This window comes from Undibacterium sp. CY21W (assembly GCF_014284265.1).
GTDB classification, from domain to species: domain Bacteria; phylum Pseudomonadota; class Gammaproteobacteria; order Burkholderiales; family Burkholderiaceae_D; genus Undibacterium; species Undibacterium aquatile.
In genome coordinates this window covers 167,299-186,552 of the sequence record NZ_JACOGE010000007.1, presented here as the reverse complement: position 1 = coordinate 186,552, position 19,254 = coordinate 167,299, and the positions used below count along the sequence as shown (strand labels likewise).

The window sequence follows — 19,254 nt, the reverse complement described above, 5'->3', positions numbered from 1 at the left end:
TGCCTTAAAAGACTTTACCGATCAGTTTCACAATCTCTTGCGGGGATGTCGGCCTTGAAAACAAGAAGCCTTGCACTTCATCACAAGATGCGGCACTCAAAAATTGATACTGATCCGTTGTCTCAACCCCTTCCGCAACAACCTTCAGCTGCAGTTGGTGCGCCATAACAATAATTGCACTCGCAATCGCACAATCACTGGCATCAGCAGGGATGCCCTGCACAAAAGAACGGTCAATTTTGATGGATGAGATTGGAAAACGCTTCAGATACGAAAGGCTGGAATAGCCAGTGCCAAAATCGTCCAGTGCCAGACTAACGCCGAGTGCAACCAGCTGCTCCATAATCTCGATAACACTCTCGGTGTTGTGCATCAGCATACTTTCAGTGATTTCAAGTTCCAGCCAGTCTGGTGAAATCTGATATTGCCGCAGTACCGATTCAATTTTCGATGGTAAGCCACTGGTGAATTCATTGGCCGACAGATTGACTGCGATTCTGAACGGAGTCAGGCCTGCATCCTGCCATGACTTCGCTTGCTGGCAGGCGGAATTTAAGACCCAGGCATCAATTTGCAGAATCAGCCCAGTCTCTTCAGCAATGGAAATAAATTCCACTGGAGAGATTAAACCGCGCTCAGGATGTTGCCAGCGCAGCAGAACCTCAACGCTAACCAAGGTGCGCGTCTGCACGTCGATCTTCGGTTGATATACCAGGAAAAACTCTTGCTGATGAAGCGCTTTGCGTAAGCCAGACTCAAGGAATAACTTTCCGGCAATGTGTGCATCCATACCCTGACTGTAAAACGCATAACTACCCGAAATACCAGCACCATTGCGCTTTGCTTTAAACATCGCAATATCTGCACGTTGCAACAAACTATCTGCGTCCATTCCATCCTCCGGAAACAGACTGATACCGATACTGGCGCTGACGCGTAGCTCATGTATGCCGATATCAAATGCAGCATCAAGGGACGAGAGAATTTTTTGCGCGACAAGACTGGCGTGATAATACTGATTCACATCGGTTAAAGCGATGGCAAATTCATCGCTACCCAAACGGGCAATAATGTCTTCGTTTCGCAGAGTTTGCTGAAAACGTCTGGCAACCTGCATCAACAAAGCGTCGCCAATCTGGCGCCCGAAAGTATCGTTCACAGGCTTAAAGCGGTTTAAATCGATAAAGAGCAACGCACCACTTGTTTGTTTACGTCGCAATTGCTGCAAAGACTGATCAACCAGTTGTTTAAACAAACTACGATTGGGAAGCTGCGTCAGGGTATCGAAATAAGCAAGGCGATTAATTTTTAGTTCTGCCTCTTTGCGTTGGGTGATATCGCTGAGATATCCGACAATGCCGACCGGCTGATTATCCTGACTGATGAGCGTAGACAAGGTCAGGCTGGCCCAGAACACCTCTCCTGACTTTTTTCGGCGGCGCACCTCCATCTCGCGACCGCCATGTTCCAGAAAATGATCGAAAAACGCTGGCGTTCCTTCATCTGACTCTTCATTGTCGTACAAGAACAGAATATTCTTCCCGAGCACTTCGTCAGAGCGATAACCAAATAATTTTTCGGCACCACGATTCCAGCTCAGTATGAAGCCAGCCAGATCCATCGTAATCACCGATTCATGAATCTGATCCAGTATCTGCGTCTGCAACATATGTTGTTGCAAATTCATATCTTGTTGCTGCAAAAGATGCTGACGTTTAGCAAACAGGCGGGCAGTCAACACGGCCAACGCATTCACTTTTTCCAGATCCGCCTCGGAATAAACACCCTGTTTAGCGGCGAGCAGATAATAAGTCTCCGGCGAAACAGAAACACAAAATCCCTGCCCGGACATCCCAGACGCAACGGTGCCTCGTTCGTAACTGACCGCCCCATCAGAAAATAAGGTATGCGCAATCCGGTTAATTTCACTGTCCAGATCACGCCCATTCAGGCTAAGAACAGCCTCACCCAAAGTGACGCCGAGACTCAGATTAAGTACATCAACAGATGTTTCCGTCATCACATATCCCGGCAGACCTGATTGACCCACACGTACGCGTCACAAATACAATCGTAATAGCTATCTGCATCTAATTCCAACAATCTCGTTTGTTCGTTTAACGCCATGGTGTTTGTGCGGTCCGCGAGTTCAACTAAACAAAGGCACTGCCCCAGTTTTCCAGATCTGTATAACAACGCGCGCAAAATATCCTCATGCAATTGCAAAGGCTGAAGTACCTCCGACAACGCACTGCCAAACAATTTATCCAACAAGGAAAACATACCGACCATAAATGCACCATCCAGATCGTCTTTACTTGCACCAAGCTTCTGAAACACTGCTTCCATCATACTGGCGCGAAATGCGGCTCGTGCCATCAAGGGGTTAAGCGCACCACCCAGGCCCTGTTGACGCGCATATAACAACAACTGTAACCAGCGCTGCAATTGCCTGCGACCTAATAAACTGATGGCTTGGCCAAAGGATGAAACGCGCACCGGTTGACTGAAAGCGGCAGAACTGACTAATTTGAACAGCATGAAAGACAAGGTGGGATCTTGTTTTATTAAATTTTCAAGTTCATCGGAGTCGGCATCACGGGAAAGCAATCCCAGTAATTTCAGCAAACGCGTGCGGGCCGAGCTATCCGCCGCTTTATTTTTTGCTGGAGGATTAAACGCATAATCTCCTGAAAACAAAGTAAAGCCTGCTTGCTTTGCTTGCTCCAACTCTATCGAAGACGAGAGTTGTTTCGCCCAATGCTGACCGCTGCTAAGACGTGTGATCCAGGGTCTGCAACTTAATGGCACACCATTAGTACAGTCGACCGCAACGTGCCGGGCATCCGTCCAACGCAATTCTGTTTGCGCATTTAACTGATCAGTGACTATTCTGAGTCCGTTATTGACGATGTTATTCAACTTGGCGTGATTCGACTCTTCAGCACATAGTTCATCAGACACGCAGAGCACGATCCGGGAGCCAGACAGACTAATATGCAAATCTGCTGGTATTTCTTGGATATCCTTAACAGAAACGAAATAGCTGATATCAGCAAGTCTGTCGAAAAAACTTGTGTTCTGCCAGTGCTCCAGCGTGCTGAATACAACGCTCTGCGACATGGCGCCAAAATCCGGATAAATCGCAGACAACTGCTGCTGCGAATTCATGACTGGCAAAAAAGAAGGGATAAATGATTGGTACATCGAATTACACGTCACGCAAGAAAATTTCCTGAAGATCATTCAAAAATAACCTCCCCGTCGGGGTCGGTGAAATTGTCTGATGATCTCTTTGTATCAGTCCTTTTTTCTCGGCAAGTTGCAATTCTTTCTCTATTGAATTCAGCAGCAGACCAGTACGATCCTGAAATAAATTGACAGGAAACCCCTGATTCAAACGTAAGGCATTCAGCATAAATTCAAATGGCAAATCGCGTGCATCGATCTCATTCGACTCCTGAACTGCATTACCAGCCATACTCGCCTCAATAAATGCTTTCGGCTGTTTGAAGCGGGCCTGACGAATGATGCGATGTGGAAACGACAGTTTGGAATGAGCGCCTGCACCGATCCCCAGATAATCGCCAAAATTCCAGTAATTCTGATTATGCCGGGATGCTTTACCGGGTTGCGCATACGCCGACACTTCGTAGTTAACGTAGCCCGCGCCTGCCATCTTCGCGTGTATCAATTCCTGCATTTCTGCGCTTGTATCATCATCAGGAATTGCTGGCGGATATTTGGCAAAATAGGTATTCGGCTCTAACGTCAGGTGGTACAGGGATAAATGTGGTGGAGCAAAAGACAGCGCCATCTCAATGTCTTGCTGCGTTTCAGTCAGCGTTTGCCCGGGCAACGCAAACATCAGATCGAGATTGAAATTATCAAAATGTGTTTTGGCAATATCAATTGCACGTTTAGCGTCATCCCCGTTATGAATACGCCCCAGAGAAGCAAGGTGCTGCGAATTGAAACTTTGTATACCTACTGATAATCGATTAATTCCGCTCTGTCTGAACGAGCGAAATTTTTCGGTTTCAAAAGTTCCGGGATTCGCTTCCAGCGTAATTTCTGCGACACCATCTATCGGTAATAAGGTGCGGATATCCGATAACAAGCGATCAACACCCGCAGCCGACATCAGGCTTGGCGTGCCTCCACCAATAAATACCGTATAAATTTTACGGCCCCAGATCAGGGGCAGCGAAGCTTCAAGGTCTGCGCGCAACGCCGTCAGATAAGCATCTTCGTCAAAACTTCCCTTTACTTCATGCGAATTAAAATCACAGTAAGGGCATTTTCTGACGCACCAGGGAAAGTGAATATACAAAGACAGCGGCGGCAACACCGGCAGATTCAGACTGCCCGGAGACAAAAATTTTGTCGCAACATCTTGTGGAATTTGGGAGATATCCGTCGTTGGTCGCACTATGCCAGTTAACTGAGATACCGGTTTAATCGGAATCATTTATTTCAATTTCTCAAACAATGCACGCAATGCCTGTCCTCGGTGCGATAACTGATTTTTTTGCTCTGCAGACAGTTCCGCAACTGTTTTGTTCAGCGAAGGAATCCAGAAATGCGGATCATATCCGAAACCATTCTCACCACGCGCACTGGCAACAATTTCACCATTCCATATGCCATCAGCGATCACAGGCTGGGGATCGTGTTCTGAACGAACCAGAACCAGCACGCAATAATAATATGCTGATTTATCGGCCTTATTTTGCAGATCAGCGATCAGCTTTTGATTATTTCTGGAATCCGATTTCGGTTCACCGGCGTATCTGGCAGAAAATACCCCGGGAGCACCTTGCAGGGCATTCACGCAAATGCCTGAATCATCGGCCAGCGCTGGCAAACCTGTCAGTTTCGATGCGTGCCGGGCTTTGGCTAGCGCATTCTCCACAAAAGTGAAAAAAGGCTCATCCGCTTCCGGCACATCAAACTCTGACTGCGAATGCAGCTCAACGCCAAGTGGCGAAAGTATCTGGTAAAACTCTTTCAGCTTGCCTTGATTATTGGAGGCCAGTACGATTTTTTTTGTCATTGCAATCTACTCAGCTTTCCAACAAACCGAGTACCTGTTTTTGCAAATCGATGAGATCACTGATGCCACTTTCAGCAAGATCAAGCAATTGATTCATCGTGCCACGATCAAACGCGACGCCCTCGGCGGTTCCCTGAACCTCGATGAAATGCCCGGCATCGGTCATCACCACATTCATATCTGTATCACAACTGGAGTCCTCAGGATAATCGAGGTCCAACACCGGGAGTCCCTGATAAACACCGACAGAAACTGCAGCGACAAAATTTTTGAGCGGAACCTGCGCAATCAAGCCATTTGCAACCAGTTTGGAAAAGGCGTCAAAGGCTGCGACCATTGCGCCAGAAATAGCAGCAGTACGCGTTCCGCCATCGGCCTGAATCACGTCACAATCGAGATGCAATGTACGTTCACCAAATGCATTCAGATCAAATGCTGCACGTAAAGAGCGACCTATCAGACGCTGAATTTCCTGAGTACGTCCAGATTGCTTACCCTTGGCCGCTTCGCGGTCCATGCGCGTATGCGTGGATCTTGGCAGCATACCGTATTCTGCAGTGAGCCAGCCCTGCCCTTTTCCTTTCAGAAAGCCGGGAACTTTATCTTCAATACTGGCCGTGCAAATCACGCGGGTATCGCCAAACTCTATCAGTACAGAACCCTCGGCATGTTTCGTAAAATGGCGGCTGATAACGACAGGCCGCAAAGCGTCCGCTGCACGGCCGCTAGGGCGTTGAATATGAGACATAAATTAATCTTTAGAAGTAATACGGGATGACTTATGGATCGCATTGCGGATTTCAGCAATCGCTTTTTCGATCTCTGCATCATTGAAAATATCGTGTTCTGCGCTATCCGAAGCAACATCTGGATCAACAGGTGCCTGTATGGTAGTCGTAATAGAACCAATAGGTAAAGTATTGGTGGAAATAATGGAGGAATCCTCCAGTCTGTTATCGCCTTCCCACATCATTGCCAGCGCCGTCGTGTTATCGCTGTGTTTGCCAGCAATACTGACCGCTGAGCGTATCAGTTCCGGAATTGCACGAACAATGGTGTGTTCGTGCAAACGTTGAGCCAGCATATGATCTGGCAACATAGACCAGAAACCGTCTGAGCAAAGCAGAATAATATCGCCCGGCTGCAATGCAGCACGCCGCGAGAGCTCAACAATAGGGGCATTCGGCGCACCCAGACAGTTGAACAATTTATTGCGATCAGGATGTGTGTGACGCTCCGATGGATCCACCTTCCCCTGTGCAATCAGGGTTTCCAGACGAGAATGATCTTTCGTACGCAAGAGTATCTGCCCTTGACGCATCCAGTACAAACGGGAATCGCCACAATGCGCCCAATAAGCGTACCCATTCTGAATCAGACAAGCAACGATGGTGGTGCGCGGGGTTTCCGGCAAATTATTCAACGTATGATAACGATGTATTTCCTGATGTGCCGCTAAAAAACTATCCTCCAGAAATCGCTCCGGGCGTCCAACCAAAGGATGTGCCTGCTGCTGAAATAGCGAACCTATCGTCTGCATAGCGATGGCTGCCGCCATCTCGCCAAGGATATGACCGCCCATGCCATCTGCCAATAGCAACAAAATCGCATCACGGGTAAAGCTATATCCCATGCGATCCTGATTGACCTTGCGGCCGCCAATGTGACTTTCTTGATAAACGGAAAAGCGCATGAACAGTAGTAATGCTTTAAATAACAATTAATAAAAAAGGTAACCCGACAGTACGAGCACAAACATCGTTAATTCAATGTGCTTTCTTGTATCGTCGTATGGTCACTCTCTGGCTTCTTTTTCTTATATTTTTTAAGAAAAGACGTAATTTTCAATTTCATTTTGCCAAACGAACTCAGCTCTGGTGCTGGCTGTGCTTTTATCGCCAGTGCTTTTTGCAATGCAAATACGCTCTGTGGTCGCTCCAATGGATCGAGCTTCAGGCACCAGCGGACAACTTCAATCAGCTCAGGAGAATACATACCTTCCAGCTTGCGGAAATGCGCCTCCATTTTATCGTTGGTCAATCGCTGATCTGCAGGTTGAGGTGGAGCGCCTATCATGCACGCAAAAATAGACGCGCCTATGCTGTAAATATCAGTCCAGGGGCCAAGGCTACCATTTTTTTGATATAACTCCGGAGCTGCAAAGCCGGGAGTGTACATTGGATACAATTTCGGGATATCTGTTTTCAATGTCTGACGCGCAGCGCCGAAATCCAGCAATATCGGTGTACCGTCAAGACGCAGATAAATATTTGCGGGTTTCAGGTCAAGATGCAGCAACTTATTGGTATGCACTTCGCGCAAACCATTCATCACCTGATTGAACATACGGCGGATGAAACGCTCAGATACCAGCGGTTTTTCACCTTTATCGCGACGACGTAAAATATGCTCCTGCAATGATCGTCCTGACTCATACGCCATCACCATATACACAGTTTCGTTCGCGCGAAAAAAATTAACAACGCTGACCACATTCGGATGTGAAATACGAGCAAGCGCCCGGCCCTCTTCAAAAAAACATTTCAAGCCGATGCGGTAGATCGGCAGATTTTCATTTGAAATTGCAGGCACAAGCTCACCTTGCTGACGCAAAGCAAGCGAACTCGGCAGATACTCTTTAATAGCAACTGCATTACCGTCTTCATCCGAAGCCAGATAGACAATACTGAAGCCACCGGAGGCAATTTTCTTTACAATGCGGTAACCGGCGATTTCCAGACCATCTGGCAAGGGGGCGTTATTTTGTGCAGCCATTGTTGTTTCCATCCTTTAGACAAAAGCGATTGTGTTGATAATCGCACTGTTTGTAAAGACTATAATGGTTTGTAACAACTTCTTACTCCCTTTTGCGCCCATCAGCATACTCTCTAAAAGGAAACAACTTGAGCATTTACAGCATGACTGGTTATGCGACCAGCACCCAGGAAACCGATGCGGGCACGATTACCATAGAAATCAAAAGTGTCAACTCCCGTTTTCTCGATCTGCAGTTCCGCATCAATGATGATTTTCGCTCTGTGGAATCATTATTCCGCGATGCGATCTCGCGCAAGTTAGCCCGCGGCAAGGTTGAATGTCGTTTCAGTTTCGGAAAAAAAACCACCGAAACCAGTAACAAAGCGCTGAATACAACCATACTCGGACAACTGGTCAGCTTCCAAAACAATTTGAAGAGTCATTTTCCCGACGCTGCCCCCTTCACCGTGAATGAATTGTTACGCTGGCCCGGGGTCATAGAGGAAGCTGAAATCAATGCCGAAAGCCTGCAGAATACGATTATCCGTAGCATTAATGACACATTGGAAGCATTCATTACCAGCCGTGAGCGTGAAGGGGCAGCACTGGAGCAGGTACTGCTCAGCCGGGTAGCCGCGATGGAAGAAATCGTCGAAAGAATCAAACCTCTGATGCCGCAAATGTTGCAGCAATTTCAGCAGAAATCGGTTGCACGGCTCGAAGAGGCGCTGGGATTAGCACAACCCGCCAATGGCAACAACGCCGCCCAGACCATCACCCGCGAAGAAGCGTTCGACAGAATTCGTCAGGAAGTCACTGTGTACGGCATACGCGTCGATGTCGCAGAAGAACTTGCCCGTTTATCCGCACATCTGACAGAGACACGCCACATTCTGAAAAAAGGCGGCCAGGTCGGCAAACGTCTGGACTTCATGATGCAGGAACTTAATCGCGAAGCCAATACACTGGGCTCCAAAGCGGCACTCAAAGAATTGGCCGACGCTTCCATGGAATTGAAGCTGCTGATAGAGCAAATGCGCGAGCAGGTACAAAACCTTGAATAACGCGGTACATTTGCTTATACTGCCGCCGATATTTTAAGAAGCGACAATTCCGGCGGCACACAATGCCGCCGTTGTGTTTTTGTTGCCTCATGTTTCACTGACGATACCAACCAGAGATCCGTATGCGCCCTATCACATCCACTGCAGGCAGCCTGTTCATTGTTGCTGCGCCATCAGGCGCCGGTAAATCCACGCTGGTGAATGCTTTACTGGCGCAGGAGCCACAAATCAAGTTATCCATTTCGTCCACGACACGTCCTCCGCGCCCGGGCGAACAGGATGGCCGCGAATATCATTTCACGACCGTCGAAGACTTTGTTGCCCGTGAAAAAGCCGGAGAATTTCTCGAACATGCCGAAGTTCATGGTAATTACTACGGCACCTCCCGTCTGATCATCGAAGAGCAGATGCGCGCGGGTACGGATGTGTTGCTGGAGATTGACTGGCAAGGCGCGCAGCAGGTACGCAAACAATTTCCAGGTGCTGTCGGCATTTTCATTTTGCCGCCATCGATTCCGGCACTGGAAGAACGCCTGAAAAAACGAGGGCAAGACGAGCCTCACGTCATTACACGCCGGATTTTGGCCGCTGGCGGAGAAATGGCGCACTCCCCCGAGTTCGAATATGTTATTATCAACCAAGACTTTACCACTGCGTTGTCTGAATTGAACGCGATCGTTAAAGCGACCCGCTGCAGATTTACTCAACAGGCGACACGGAATAGCGAATTGTTTGCCCAGCTTGGCATCCACGCCAACCCGAATTAATTCAAAAATTATTTGTATCATTTGTATTTAGGAAAAAATATGGCACGTATTACCATTGAAGACGCGTTGAAACAAATCCCTAACCGTTTCCAGCTGACACTGTGCGCAACCTATCGCGCACGCCAGTTATTGCAAGGTCACACACCAAAGGTTGAAGCAAAAGACAAACCAACCGTTGTTGCTCTGCGCGAAATCGCCGCTGGCAAAATCGGTATTGAGATGCTGAAAAAAGTTCCTATGTAATTTCGCATTACGCGAAAAATCAAAGTACCCACCTTTATCGGCCGGAAAAAACAGAATGAACGCAACAGAAACCTCTTCATCTCTGAGCAAACCGGCCGAACCTGATACTGTCCCCCCTCCATCAGCGGCCACGCCGCAGAGCAGCGCAAAAAAAAACGCCGCAACTTCGACTGAAGCCAATGTAAAGGCGCCCGCGCCTGCACCTGTTGTCGGTGTCGCCTCAACGACGGCACTTTCCGCTCGTCTCGCAGAATACATGTCGCCGGGCGATCTCAAGCTGATCAAGGAAGCCTATCGTTTTTCTGACGAAAAGCATCTCGGTCAGGTACGTAAATCCGGCGAGCCCTACATTTCGCATCCTATCGCTGTCGCCGAAATCTGCGCCGAATGGAAGCTGGATGTGCAAGCCATCATGGCGGCGCTGTTGCACGACGTCATGGAAGATCAGGATGTCAAAAAAGAAGAACTGATAGAACGTTTCGGTGCGCCGGTAGCGACACTGGTGGATGGTTTATCGAAACTCGAAAAAATCGAATTTCAGAGCCAGATCGAGGCACAAGCAGAGAACTTCCGCAAAATGTTGCTGGCAATGGCGCGCGATGTGCGTGTGATTCTCGTTAAACTGGCGGACCGCCTGCACAATATGCGCACGCTGGGCGTGATGCGCTCAGAAAAAAAACGCCGCATTTCACGTGAAACGATGGACGTCTATGTGCCAATTGCGCACAGACTTGGCCTCAATAATATTTATCGCGAATTACAGGATTTAGCCTTCTCGCATTTGTATCCGATGCGCTACCGGACTTTGTCCAAAGCCGTGAAAGCCGCACGTGGCAATCGTCGTGAAGTCGTCAGCAAAATCCTGGAAGCAGTGAAGAACTCGCTGAAAGAAGCGGGTTTGAATGCAGAGGTCTATGGCCGCGAAAAAACGCTATATGGCATTTACCGCAAAATGCAGGATAAACATCTGAGCTTTTCTCAGGTATTAGATATTTACGGTTTTCGCATTGTCGTCGAAAATTTCCGTGAGAGTTATTACGCCCTCGGTACCCTGCATGCGCTGTACAAGCCCATGCCCGGCAAGTTTAAAGACTATATCGCCATTCCTAAAACTAACGGTTATCAATCGCTGCACACCACGTTGATCGGCCCGTATGGCACGCCGGTCGAGTTTCAGATTCGCACCCAGGAAATGCACCGCGTAGCCGAATCAGGCGTCGCAGCACACTGGCTCTACAAAGATGCTGAAGGCAGTCTGACGGATTTACAGCAACGCACGCATGCGTGGCTGCAGTCTTTACTCGACATACAGAAACAGACCGGCGATTCAGCAGAATTTTTAGAACACGTGAAGATCGATCTGTTCCCGGATTCGGTCTATGTATTCACACCGAAGTCCAAGATCATCGCCCTGCCACGTGGCGCCACGGCGCTGGATTTTGCGTACAACATTCACACCGACATCGGCAATCAGGCAATTGCGACGCGAATCAATCACGAACCGGTACCGTTGCGCTCAGAATTAAAAAATGGCGACATCATCGAAATCATCACGTCGCCCGGTTCTCGCCCGACACCGAACTGGCTGACTTATGTGCGTACCGGTAAAGCCCGTTCTGCGATTCGCCATTATCTGCGCACGATCAACCTGAATGAATCGACTGAACTGGGTAAACAGTTGCTTGCTCAGGCGCTGGTGGCAGTCAATCTGAATCCGGAGTTACCGGGCACGCTGGTCGATAAATTACTCAATGAATCCACCGCCAAAGAGATGGATGAAATCTATACTGATATCGGTATAGGCAAACGTATGGCAACGCTGGTCGCACGACATATTCTGGATCTGGTTGAAGACGATTCGCCTTTCCCTTTCCAACAGTTTGGCGACAAACAAAATTACAAGCGCGAGCCCGTCATTATTTACGGCAGCGAAGGTTTATCAGTACAACTTGCGCCATGTTGTATGCCTATTCCAGGCGACAATATCATCGGCCAGTTAAAACGCGATCAGGGGCTGGTGGTGCATACCGATGACTGTGAACATGCAAAACGCATGCATTTCAAAGAGCCTGACCGCTGGATCGACGTCACCTGGGGCGAAGAACTGAACCGCAGTTTTGATACCCGCATCATCGTCACTGTGAATAATGAACGCGGTGCATTAGCACGCATTGCCGCTGGCATCGGTGAATCGGAAGCAAATATCAGCCATGTAAATATGGAAGATGGTGATGCCAATGATATGACGAACATCCATTTCACGATTCAGGTGGAAGATCGCGGCCATCTGGCAAAGATTATGCGCAGCATCAAGCATCTGAGTGGCGTCATCCGCGTCGTGCGCGTCTGAACCATTTTCTGAATTACACCCGGCCACATTCCGTCTGAAAACAGCAGTTTTTAATATACTCCCCCTATTTTTAAAGAAAAACCCCTTATTGTCAGCGAATTGACTGGGCCTTTAAATATACTTCGGGGAGTATATTTACGTCAGTTTCCAGGGTTTATCGTTCAATCATCCAGTTGCCGCAGACTAAATTGCCCCGGTTGCGCCATTGATCCCTGGGGCAATTACCTTGCAGAGCGCTGTGTTTATCGGCAGACCAACGCCCCGCAAAAAAAACCGTTGAATACAATTCAATGCAGTTTTTTATGCATGCGCCGCAAACCCAGCCAGACACAAACGGCAATCACGGGTATCAGGATTCCGGTCAGTAAATCTGGATTAATTTCCAGCCCCATGGCTTTCATACCTTTGCCGGTGTACAAAAATAAGCCAGCAACGTAGTAACTGATCGCGGCGACAGAAAGCCCTTCAACTGCCTGCTGCAAACGCAGTTGTTGCGCTGCCCGCGCATTCAGACTTTGCAGGATTTTGCGGTTTTGCTGTTCCTGTACGATGCCGACACGGGTGCGCAATAAATCATTGGTATGCGCAATTCTGGCAGCCAGCGCTTCCTGTCTGCGTACAATCGCCTCACAGGTATGCATTGCCGGTGCGAGGCGACGCTCCATAAATTCTTCTATCGTAGGGATACCATCAATCCGCGACTCGCGCAGCTCGCCGATACGCGCGTTCACCAGACTGAAATACGCTTTGGACGCCGAAAAACGATAGCTGTTTTCCAGCGCCAACTTTTCTATGCGCGCCGCCAGATCAATAATTTGCCGTAAGACACCCTGTTCAGCATCGGTATCAGCCAGCTCACCGTCACTGCCGCTTGCCAGCGTCATGGTGGACGTGATCTGTACCAACTCGTTTTCAATTGCATTCAATACCGGCGCTGCCGCCTGGGCTTGCGGCAGGCCAAGTAAGGCGATCATGCGGTAGGTTTCAATTTCCAGTATGCGCTGCACAGTACGTCCCGCCTGCTGATCGAGAAAGCCCTGATCCTTGACGATGAAACGGCTAAAACCGTCAGCCTGAATCAGAAAATCCGTCCAGACCTGACCGCGATCAATCACCTGGCTACCGACTAACACACTGCCTTCAAACATCCCGCGCATTGTGACAGTTCCGGCCGGTGGCGTGGCATCAACAGGTGTTGCGGCAGGAATCAAGGCCACATGGGCAGCCACCATCACTTTTCCTTGCAATCCAGCCAGCCATTGTTGCGGCACATGACGTAGCGGCACTTTTGCAAACACTTGCGCAATATCCGCTATCGCTACGGCTGCCAGGGTTGGGTCTTCCGGATTATCCAGAAACGTATAGGTCGCAAACTCGGTATGACATTCCCATTTCAGACGGAAGCGACCAAAATCATGGAAAAAATATTTAGCATCGCCACCGGGACAAGCGACACCGAAATATCCGCAAAATTCACTGAGTATCTGCAATTGCACATGCAGATTATCGCCGTCGATGCGACCCTGATTATGCGCAAAAACCGCGATATGGGTCAGCACCTCAGGTGCGTTCAGACGTAATGATGGGCGCGAATGGACTTCGGCAGCCAGAGGGATCCGCAAAGGATGGTTGATATCGGTATAGTTAAGTGCCATCGTGTATGCCGTATAAGTAGTAAATGAGGTTCGCAGTACGCTGATCGTTCTGAGTCAATTTACGCTGGATAAATGACATCCAGTATCGTCAGCTCATCGACTCCCGCCGGTGTTTTCAGTATCACAGTGTCCCCCGTACGCGCTTTGGTCAGCGCGCGGGCAACCGGAGAAATCCAGCTGATTTTTCCTTGCAGCGGATCAAATTCATCCACGCCGACAATAGTGATCGTAATTTCTTCACCCTGTAAATTTTCATAAACAATAGTTGCCCCGAAAAATATCTGATCGGAACCATGATGCACGCGAGGATCAACCACTTCCGCGATATCCAGACGCTTACTTAAAAAGCGTATGCGCCGGTCGATTTCACGCAAGCGTCGCTTCCCGTAGATGTAATCGCCGTTTTCAGAACGGTCGCCATTCGAAGCGGCCCAGGAAACAATACTCACCACTTCCGGGCGATCAACATCAATCAGACGCAAGAACTCGTCTTTCATCCGCTGATGGCCTTCCGGCGTCATGTAATTCTTTGCACCGGCAGGAATGGCAGGAGCGCCGATCTCTTCATCGTCATCCTGCTCAGATTCTTTTATAAAAGCTTTACTCATTTATTTTATCTTCTGCCGAAGCAGATCAAATTAATCATCATCTTCTTACCGCAGCTCTGCCATCCCTTATAAAATAAGCGATCGCGCTGTTCCGATCAACTCTGAACAATGATCACAGCGCAGATTCTGGCGAGTACCAAGACTTCTCACTGTAAAGTAAAACTCCCATAATAGCGAAGGTCTGAGATAGAAATGGAATATGCATGGCTGAATATGCGTCAATTAAGTTAATGATTGTGGATGACCGCGTGGTGGTCAGAGAAGGAATTAAAGGAATCATTGCCGCCACGCCTGATATTGCGGTCGTGGGCGAAGCAAGCAGCGGGCTGGATGCGGTGCGTTTATCCAGAAAACTCGATTACCATGTGATGGTGCTCGACATCGCACTGCCCGATAAAAATGGCATAGAAGTGCTGAAGCAAATCAAAGCCGAAAAGCCGGAAGTGAATGTTTTGATGTTTTCGAATTTTCGCGAAGATCAGTATGCGATACGGTGTCTGAAGGCTGGTGCATCCGGTTATCTCAACGAGCATTGTGGCAGTGATGAGATCTTGGCTGCTATCCGACAAGTTTCTAATGGCTTGAAATACATCAGCATGGCACTGGCTCAGGAGTTGGCAAACAACCTGAATCAGGAGCATGAAGATGAACCACATAGAACACTGTCAGATCGTGAATTTCAGACTCTGACGATGATCGCATCAGGTAAATCGGTGAGTGATATTGCCAAAGAATTATCTTTGTCAGTAAAAACCATCAGTGAATACCGCGCGAGGATTTTGTTAAAGATGAAATTGCGGCACAATGCAGAACTGACACATTACGCAATCAAGAATCAGCTTGTCGATTGAGTATTTTTTGTTGTTTATCGTTTTGTTGTTTATCGTTCACCGCTTATCGTTTTTGACCAGACTATATGTCGACCAAACCTCCTTCGTCACAATTCAAAAGTCCCTCAGACATCGCACGTGAGACGTTTCGTCAATTAGCGATACAGAGGATTGCGCCGACCCCCGATGCTTACCGAAAACTGTATAACGAAGTAGCAGGCATCAGCGAGGAAGCGCCTGCCACAACGACTCCCGAAACGATACAACAAGCCGATAAACCTTCAGAGGCCGAAAATCTGTTGGCAAACTTTGCCAGCAGCCTGCAAGCATCACAAAGCGATTTATCTACTTTTGGCCATCGGTTCAGCCGCGCCGTTAAAACCGGCAACTGGGATGATTACAGTAAAGGCCTGGAACTGCTGACGCAACGTATTACGGAGCCACCTGCCCCTACCAATCAAATCAGCCTCGTTGATCCTGCGCCTTCCGTGATCAGCAACTCTGCACCGATTTCTTTGGTCGATATACCAGCGCAAGATGACCCATGCCGACGCGTACTGAAAGACTTACTGTATCGTACGCTGACATTAGCTCTCAGTTCCTTGCTGAAACCCAATCCAGCTCTTGCGACCGAATCGGAAGCATTGGGTCTGGCAGTCAGAGAGGCGAATAATGAGCCTGAATTAAATCAGGTTGCCAGTCGCCTGAAACAACTTTGTTTTCAGATTGAACTGCAAAGCGGCGACAGCGCTGAGCAACATGAATTACTACTGCGTTTATTCGATTTGTTACTGACGAATATTCATGATCTGCTCGACAACGACAACTGGCTGCGCGGTCAGATCGAAGTCGTGCAAAATCTGATTTCCGGCCCGATAGATCATCGTGCGTTGCAGGAAGCAACCCGCAGCCTGAAAGACGTCATCTACAAACAGGGCGTGCTTAAAAATAGTATTGATGAGTCGAATACCTCTGTCAAAAATATGATGGCGGCGTTTATCGACAGACTCAATGCAATGGCAACCAGTGCCGGCGTCTATCAGGACAAGATGGATCTCTACGCAAACAAAATCAGAAACACCAGCGACGCCAACGAAGTCAGCAATATCATTGGCAACATTCTGGATGAAACCCGGGTCGTGCAATCAGAAACCCTGCGCTCACGCGACATCATCGTCGCCGCGCAGAAAGAAGTCACCGAAGCTGCAGAAAAAATTAAAGGTCTCGAAGATAAGCTGGCGCAAATGAGTGAACTGGTACGCGAGGATCAGTTGACAGGCAGCCTGAACCGGCGCGGCATGGAAGATATTTTTGAGCGCGAAGCTGATCGCGCTGACCGGCGCAGCACGCCGCTTTGTATCGCCATGCTGGATCTGGATAACTTCAAAAAACTCAATGATACTCACGGCCACAACGCCGGTGACGAAGCGCTGGTGCATCTGGTGCGGGTAGTAAAACAAACCTTGCGCTCCATTGACGTCATCGCCCGCTGGGGCGGTGAAGAATTCATCATTATCATGCCAGAGACCGGCTTAGAAGAAGCAGCCCAGGCGATGGTCAGAGTGCAGCGCGAACTGACCAAGCATTTCTTCACTGCAGATGAACAACGCCTGTTTATCACGTTCAGCGCCGGCGTCGCCCTTCGTATGCCGCACGAGGCTCAGGAAACGCTGATCAAACGTGCTGACAAGGCGATGTATGAAGCAAAACAATCAGGGAAAAATCGGGTGGTCAAAGCAAACTGATACTGATACGCATAAACGAACGAAACAAAAAGGCCGCTATATCGCGGCCTTTTTTGTATTCATCATCTCACTCAGCGGCCCCCTCCCTGTTTGTGAGCGCCGCTGCTTTGTGCATCACATTAAGCAATCCGCTTGAGGAAGCCATCCGGTGCAACTGTGATTTGCAACTTATGTTGCATCGCCTTGTCGATCTCAAATTCAGGATGTGTTTGCAAATATTGATGCACTGCTGTTTTTGGGCTATTTCCCGGCTGCCATGGGCGGCTGTCGAACACATCTGCCGGAACATCCTCGACAAAGGTATCAAACACCACGCAGTAGCTGTCTTTGCTGACGAGCGGCGCATACGCTTCCAGTTCGGCCAGGACGTGTTCATGGGTGTGATTCGAATCGAGAAAAACGATCACTTTTTGCTTATCTTTGGCGGCAGCACGTACTTGCGCGACAATCTCCGGTGCCACGCTTGAACCTTGCAGCATCGTGATGCGCTTCGACATCGGGTGCTCCAGTATCGCCTGCTTATTGTGTTCACGAATATCGATATCAATACCCAGAACGCGTGCATCGGGGTTGCCACCACATGCAGCAATCAGCTCCAGCATGGAAGCAGAAAAAATGATGGAGCCGCCATGCGCAATACCTGTCTCAATGACCAGATCGGGTTGCACCGTCCACATCAGTTCCTGCATCGCCAGTATGTCGATGGGATTCTGGATAATCGGACGGCCGAGCCACGAAAAATTATAAACATACTGCTTGCGCATGCTCTGCTCCAGCCAGTCGCGGGACTGCGCCTGAAACGCATGGTCTTGCCCAAGTTGTTCTATGCGCGCTGCGCGTTCGGCTTCAAATTGCTGAATAGGGTTCATGGTGTCTCGCAATAGTGTGAGTAAAGGGTAGGCAAATCCGTTGCCAGTTCGTGGTGAGACGCGCCGCAAAGCGCATGTAATTTTGCAACGTTCATGGTGGGAAACAAGAGGTCTGGCGCATTGTTTTGAAATTTGCAGCGTACTCCTTGCCTCTGCAAGATGCTGGCGATTTCGGCATTCGACACATTGCAGCCGCTGGCCAGATTATAAATTCCTGCTTCGCCGTGTTGTGCAATGATGGGCAGACAGCGCACCACATCCTGTACCGCGATGTAATCTTTTTGCGATTGCGGCGAACTGCGGAAGACCACACATTTGTCTTTGGCTGCTGATGTCAGCACTTCGGACAAAAAATTCTGCGTTGGCATATGTAATCCATAGACATTCGATAAGCGAACGATCCGGACATCGCGCTGACTATTCAGACACAAGCTTTCGCCCATCAGCTTGGAAATGTTATACAGATCGCCGGAAACGTGGGAGCGTACCTGTAACGCCGCCCCCTCATCCGTCGTGCTTGCCCCGGCATATACCCGCGTACTGGATAAGTAAGTCAAGCTCAGAAAAGAAGCCTGTTGCAATACGTTCGACAACAATGCGACATGCGCTTCCACCGTGTCATACGGCCGCTGACGAAAATCTGCCGTCAGACCAGCGCAGTAAAAGACGTGTCCGAGATCGCGTTGAAACAAGCTCACATCATCGCGCAACGGCACATCGCAGGTCCAGCCAAGACTGCGCAATTGCGCCTGCAAATGACGCCCGACAAATCCATGACCGCCAATCAGAGTGGCATGCATCGCTGCGGTCGGCACGCTCATTCGCGCCACCCGACCCGGCGTAAAGGAACGCCGACATTAATCGAAAAAGCGGGCACCTCAGAGCGCACGACAGAACCCGCGCCAATCACACAACCCTGCCGCAACACAGCGCCATCGAGAATCACGCAATTAGCACCGATCCAGACATCATCTTCAATCACAATACCGCCCTTGCTTGGCAAGAAACCCTGCTGATTGATCCGTCGGCTTTTATCCTGATACGCATGATTGACGGGGGCGAAAGTACAGTTTGCCGCGATCGCCACATCATTGCCGATGCGAATGCCATTGCCTGTGTAGAGCACGCAACCGGAATTAATCGTGGTGCGCTCTCCGATCACGACATCACCGCTGCCGCCCGCGGGTTTGAATTTGACAAAGCTGTCGATACTGGACAAAGCACCGATAACGATGCGGGTGCCGCGCACAGAATCTTCAATATCTGCCAGCTTGGAAATACGCGCATCGGGATGAATCTCGATCACAATA

Annotated in this window: 18 protein-coding genes; 6 read left to right on the top strand and 12 right to left on the bottom strand. The window is 49.1% G+C overall.

Annotated elements, in window-relative coordinates; translation table 11 throughout:
• Nucleotides 1–4: 4 nt before the first annotated feature.
• The 7 genes from H8K29_RS16180 to H8K29_RS16150 all read right to left on the bottom strand — a co-directional run bounded on the left by H8K29_RS16180 (nt 5) and on the right by H8K29_RS16150 (nt 7,831).
• Nucleotides 5–2,020, bottom strand: coding sequence for a bifunctional diguanylate cyclase/phosphodiesterase (locus H8K29_RS16180; RefSeq protein WP_186898410.1), 2,016 nt, complete (start codon nt 2,018–2,020; stop codon nt 5–7).
• The gene (locus H8K29_RS16175; protein WP_186898409.1) at nt 2,020–3,171 is read right to left on the bottom strand and encodes an HDOD domain-containing protein; all 1,152 of its coding nucleotides are present in this window, start codon (nt 3,169–3,171) and stop codon (nt 2,020–2,022) included. Before H8K29_RS16175 ends, H8K29_RS16180 begins: the two co-directional genes overlap by 1 nt.
• 40 nt (nt 3,172–3,211) lie before the next feature.
• Nucleotides 3,212–4,471 carry a radical SAM family heme chaperone HemW gene (gene hemW, locus H8K29_RS16170; protein ID WP_186898408.1) on the bottom strand — a complete coding sequence of 420 codons (1,260 nt, stop codon included), beginning with the start codon at nt 4,469–4,471 and terminating at the stop codon, nt 3,212–3,214.
• A complete protein-coding gene (gene rdgB / locus H8K29_RS16165; protein WP_186898407.1) occupies nt 4,472–5,056 on the bottom strand; it encodes an RdgB/HAM1 family non-canonical purine NTP pyrophosphatase in 585 nt (194 codons plus the stop codon).
• Between the two features lie 10 nt (nt 5,057–5,066).
• Nucleotides 5,067–5,804, bottom strand: coding sequence for a ribonuclease PH (gene rph, locus H8K29_RS16160; protein ID WP_186898406.1), 738 nt, complete (start codon nt 5,802–5,804; stop codon nt 5,067–5,069).
• 3 nt (nt 5,805–5,807) lie between these two features.
• Nucleotides 5,808–6,749, bottom strand: coding sequence for a PP2C family serine/threonine-protein phosphatase (locus H8K29_RS16155; protein ID WP_186883490.1), 942 nt, complete (start codon nt 6,747–6,749; stop codon nt 5,808–5,810).
• A 68-nt stretch (nt 6,750–6,817) separates the two neighbouring features.
• On the bottom strand, nt 6,818–7,831 hold the full coding sequence (locus tag H8K29_RS16150; protein ID WP_186898405.1) for a serine/threonine-protein kinase: 1,014 nt from the start codon (nt 7,829–7,831) through the stop codon (nt 6,818–6,820).
• A 143-nt stretch (nt 7,832–7,974) separates the two neighbouring features.
• Between H8K29_RS16150 and H8K29_RS16145 the strand changes: the two genes are divergently transcribed.
• From H8K29_RS16145 to H8K29_RS16130, 4 genes are all read left to right on the top strand, one after another.
• Nucleotides 7,975–8,877, top strand: coding sequence for a YicC/YloC family endoribonuclease (locus H8K29_RS16145; RefSeq protein ID WP_186898433.1), 903 nt, complete (start codon nt 7,975–7,977; stop codon nt 8,875–8,877).
• 122 nt (nt 8,878–8,999) lie between these two features.
• On the top strand, nt 9,000–9,644 hold the full coding sequence (gmk, locus tag H8K29_RS16140) for a guanylate kinase (RefSeq protein WP_186898404.1): 645 nt from the start codon (nt 9,000–9,002) through the stop codon (nt 9,642–9,644).
• Between the two features lie 39 nt (nt 9,645–9,683).
• Nucleotides 9,684–9,887, top strand: coding sequence for a DNA-directed RNA polymerase subunit omega (rpoZ, locus tag H8K29_RS16135; RefSeq protein WP_186883493.1), 204 nt, complete (start codon nt 9,684–9,686; stop codon nt 9,885–9,887).
• A 55-nt stretch (nt 9,888–9,942) separates the two neighbouring features.
• The gene (locus H8K29_RS16130; RefSeq protein WP_186898403.1) at nt 9,943–12,237 is read left to right on the top strand and encodes a bifunctional (p)ppGpp synthetase/guanosine-3',5'-bis(diphosphate) 3'-pyrophosphohydrolase; all 2,295 of its coding nucleotides are present in this window, start codon (nt 9,943–9,945) and stop codon (nt 12,235–12,237) included.
• A 287-nt stretch (nt 12,238–12,524) separates the two neighbouring features.
• Here the strand turns inward: H8K29_RS16130 and H8K29_RS16125 are convergent, their stop codons facing one another.
• Together H8K29_RS16125 and greB are read right to left on the bottom strand one after the other, a co-directional pair.
• Nucleotides 12,525–13,892 (bottom strand): DUF3422 family protein, encoded by a 1,368-nt coding sequence (locus H8K29_RS16125; protein ID WP_186898402.1) that lies wholly within the window; start codon nt 13,890–13,892, stop codon nt 12,525–12,527.
• A 59-nt stretch (nt 13,893–13,951) separates the two neighbouring features.
• Nucleotides 13,952–14,500: a transcription elongation factor GreB gene (gene greB, locus H8K29_RS16120; protein ID WP_186883496.1), complete on the bottom strand. Its 549-nt coding sequence runs from the start codon at nt 14,498–14,500 to the stop codon at nt 13,952–13,954.
• Between the two features lie 203 nt (nt 14,501–14,703).
• Here greB and H8K29_RS16115 point away from each other — a divergent pair, with 203 nt between their 5' ends.
• Both H8K29_RS16115 and H8K29_RS16110 read left to right on the top strand, forming a co-directional pair.
• Nucleotides 14,704–15,351, top strand: a complete 648-nt coding sequence (locus tag H8K29_RS16115) for a response regulator transcription factor (RefSeq protein WP_186898401.1) — start codon at nt 14,704–14,706, stop codon at nt 15,349–15,351.
• 65 nt (nt 15,352–15,416) lie between these two features.
• Nucleotides 15,417–17,075 (top strand): GGDEF domain-containing protein, encoded by a 1,659-nt coding sequence (locus H8K29_RS16110; protein WP_186898400.1) that lies wholly within the window; start codon nt 15,417–15,419, stop codon nt 17,073–17,075.
• A gap of 119 nt (nt 17,076–17,194) precedes the next feature.
• Here H8K29_RS16110 and H8K29_RS16105 read toward each other — a convergent pair whose 3' ends face one another.
• Genes H8K29_RS16105 through H8K29_RS16095 form a run of 3 tightly spaced genes read right to left on the bottom strand, consistent with a single transcriptional unit; the run spans nt 17,195 to nt 19,250 of the window.
• Nucleotides 17,195–17,944 carry a cephalosporin hydroxylase family protein gene (locus tag H8K29_RS16105; RefSeq protein ID WP_186898399.1) on the bottom strand — a complete coding sequence of 250 codons (750 nt, stop codon included), beginning with the start codon at nt 17,942–17,944 and terminating at the stop codon, nt 17,195–17,197.
• The gene (locus H8K29_RS16100) at nt 17,941–18,765 is read right to left on the bottom strand and encodes an NAD(P)-dependent oxidoreductase (protein WP_186898398.1); all 825 of its coding nucleotides are present in this window, start codon (nt 18,763–18,765) and stop codon (nt 17,941–17,943) included. The genes H8K29_RS16105 and H8K29_RS16100 overlap by 4 nt, the downstream gene beginning before the upstream one ends.
• Complete coding sequence (locus H8K29_RS16095) at nt 18,762–19,250, bottom strand: acyltransferase (protein WP_186883501.1); 489 nt, start codon at nt 19,248–19,250, stop codon at nt 18,762–18,764. Before H8K29_RS16095 ends, H8K29_RS16100 begins: the two co-directional genes overlap by 4 nt.
• Nucleotides 19,251–19,254 lie beyond the last annotated feature (4 nt).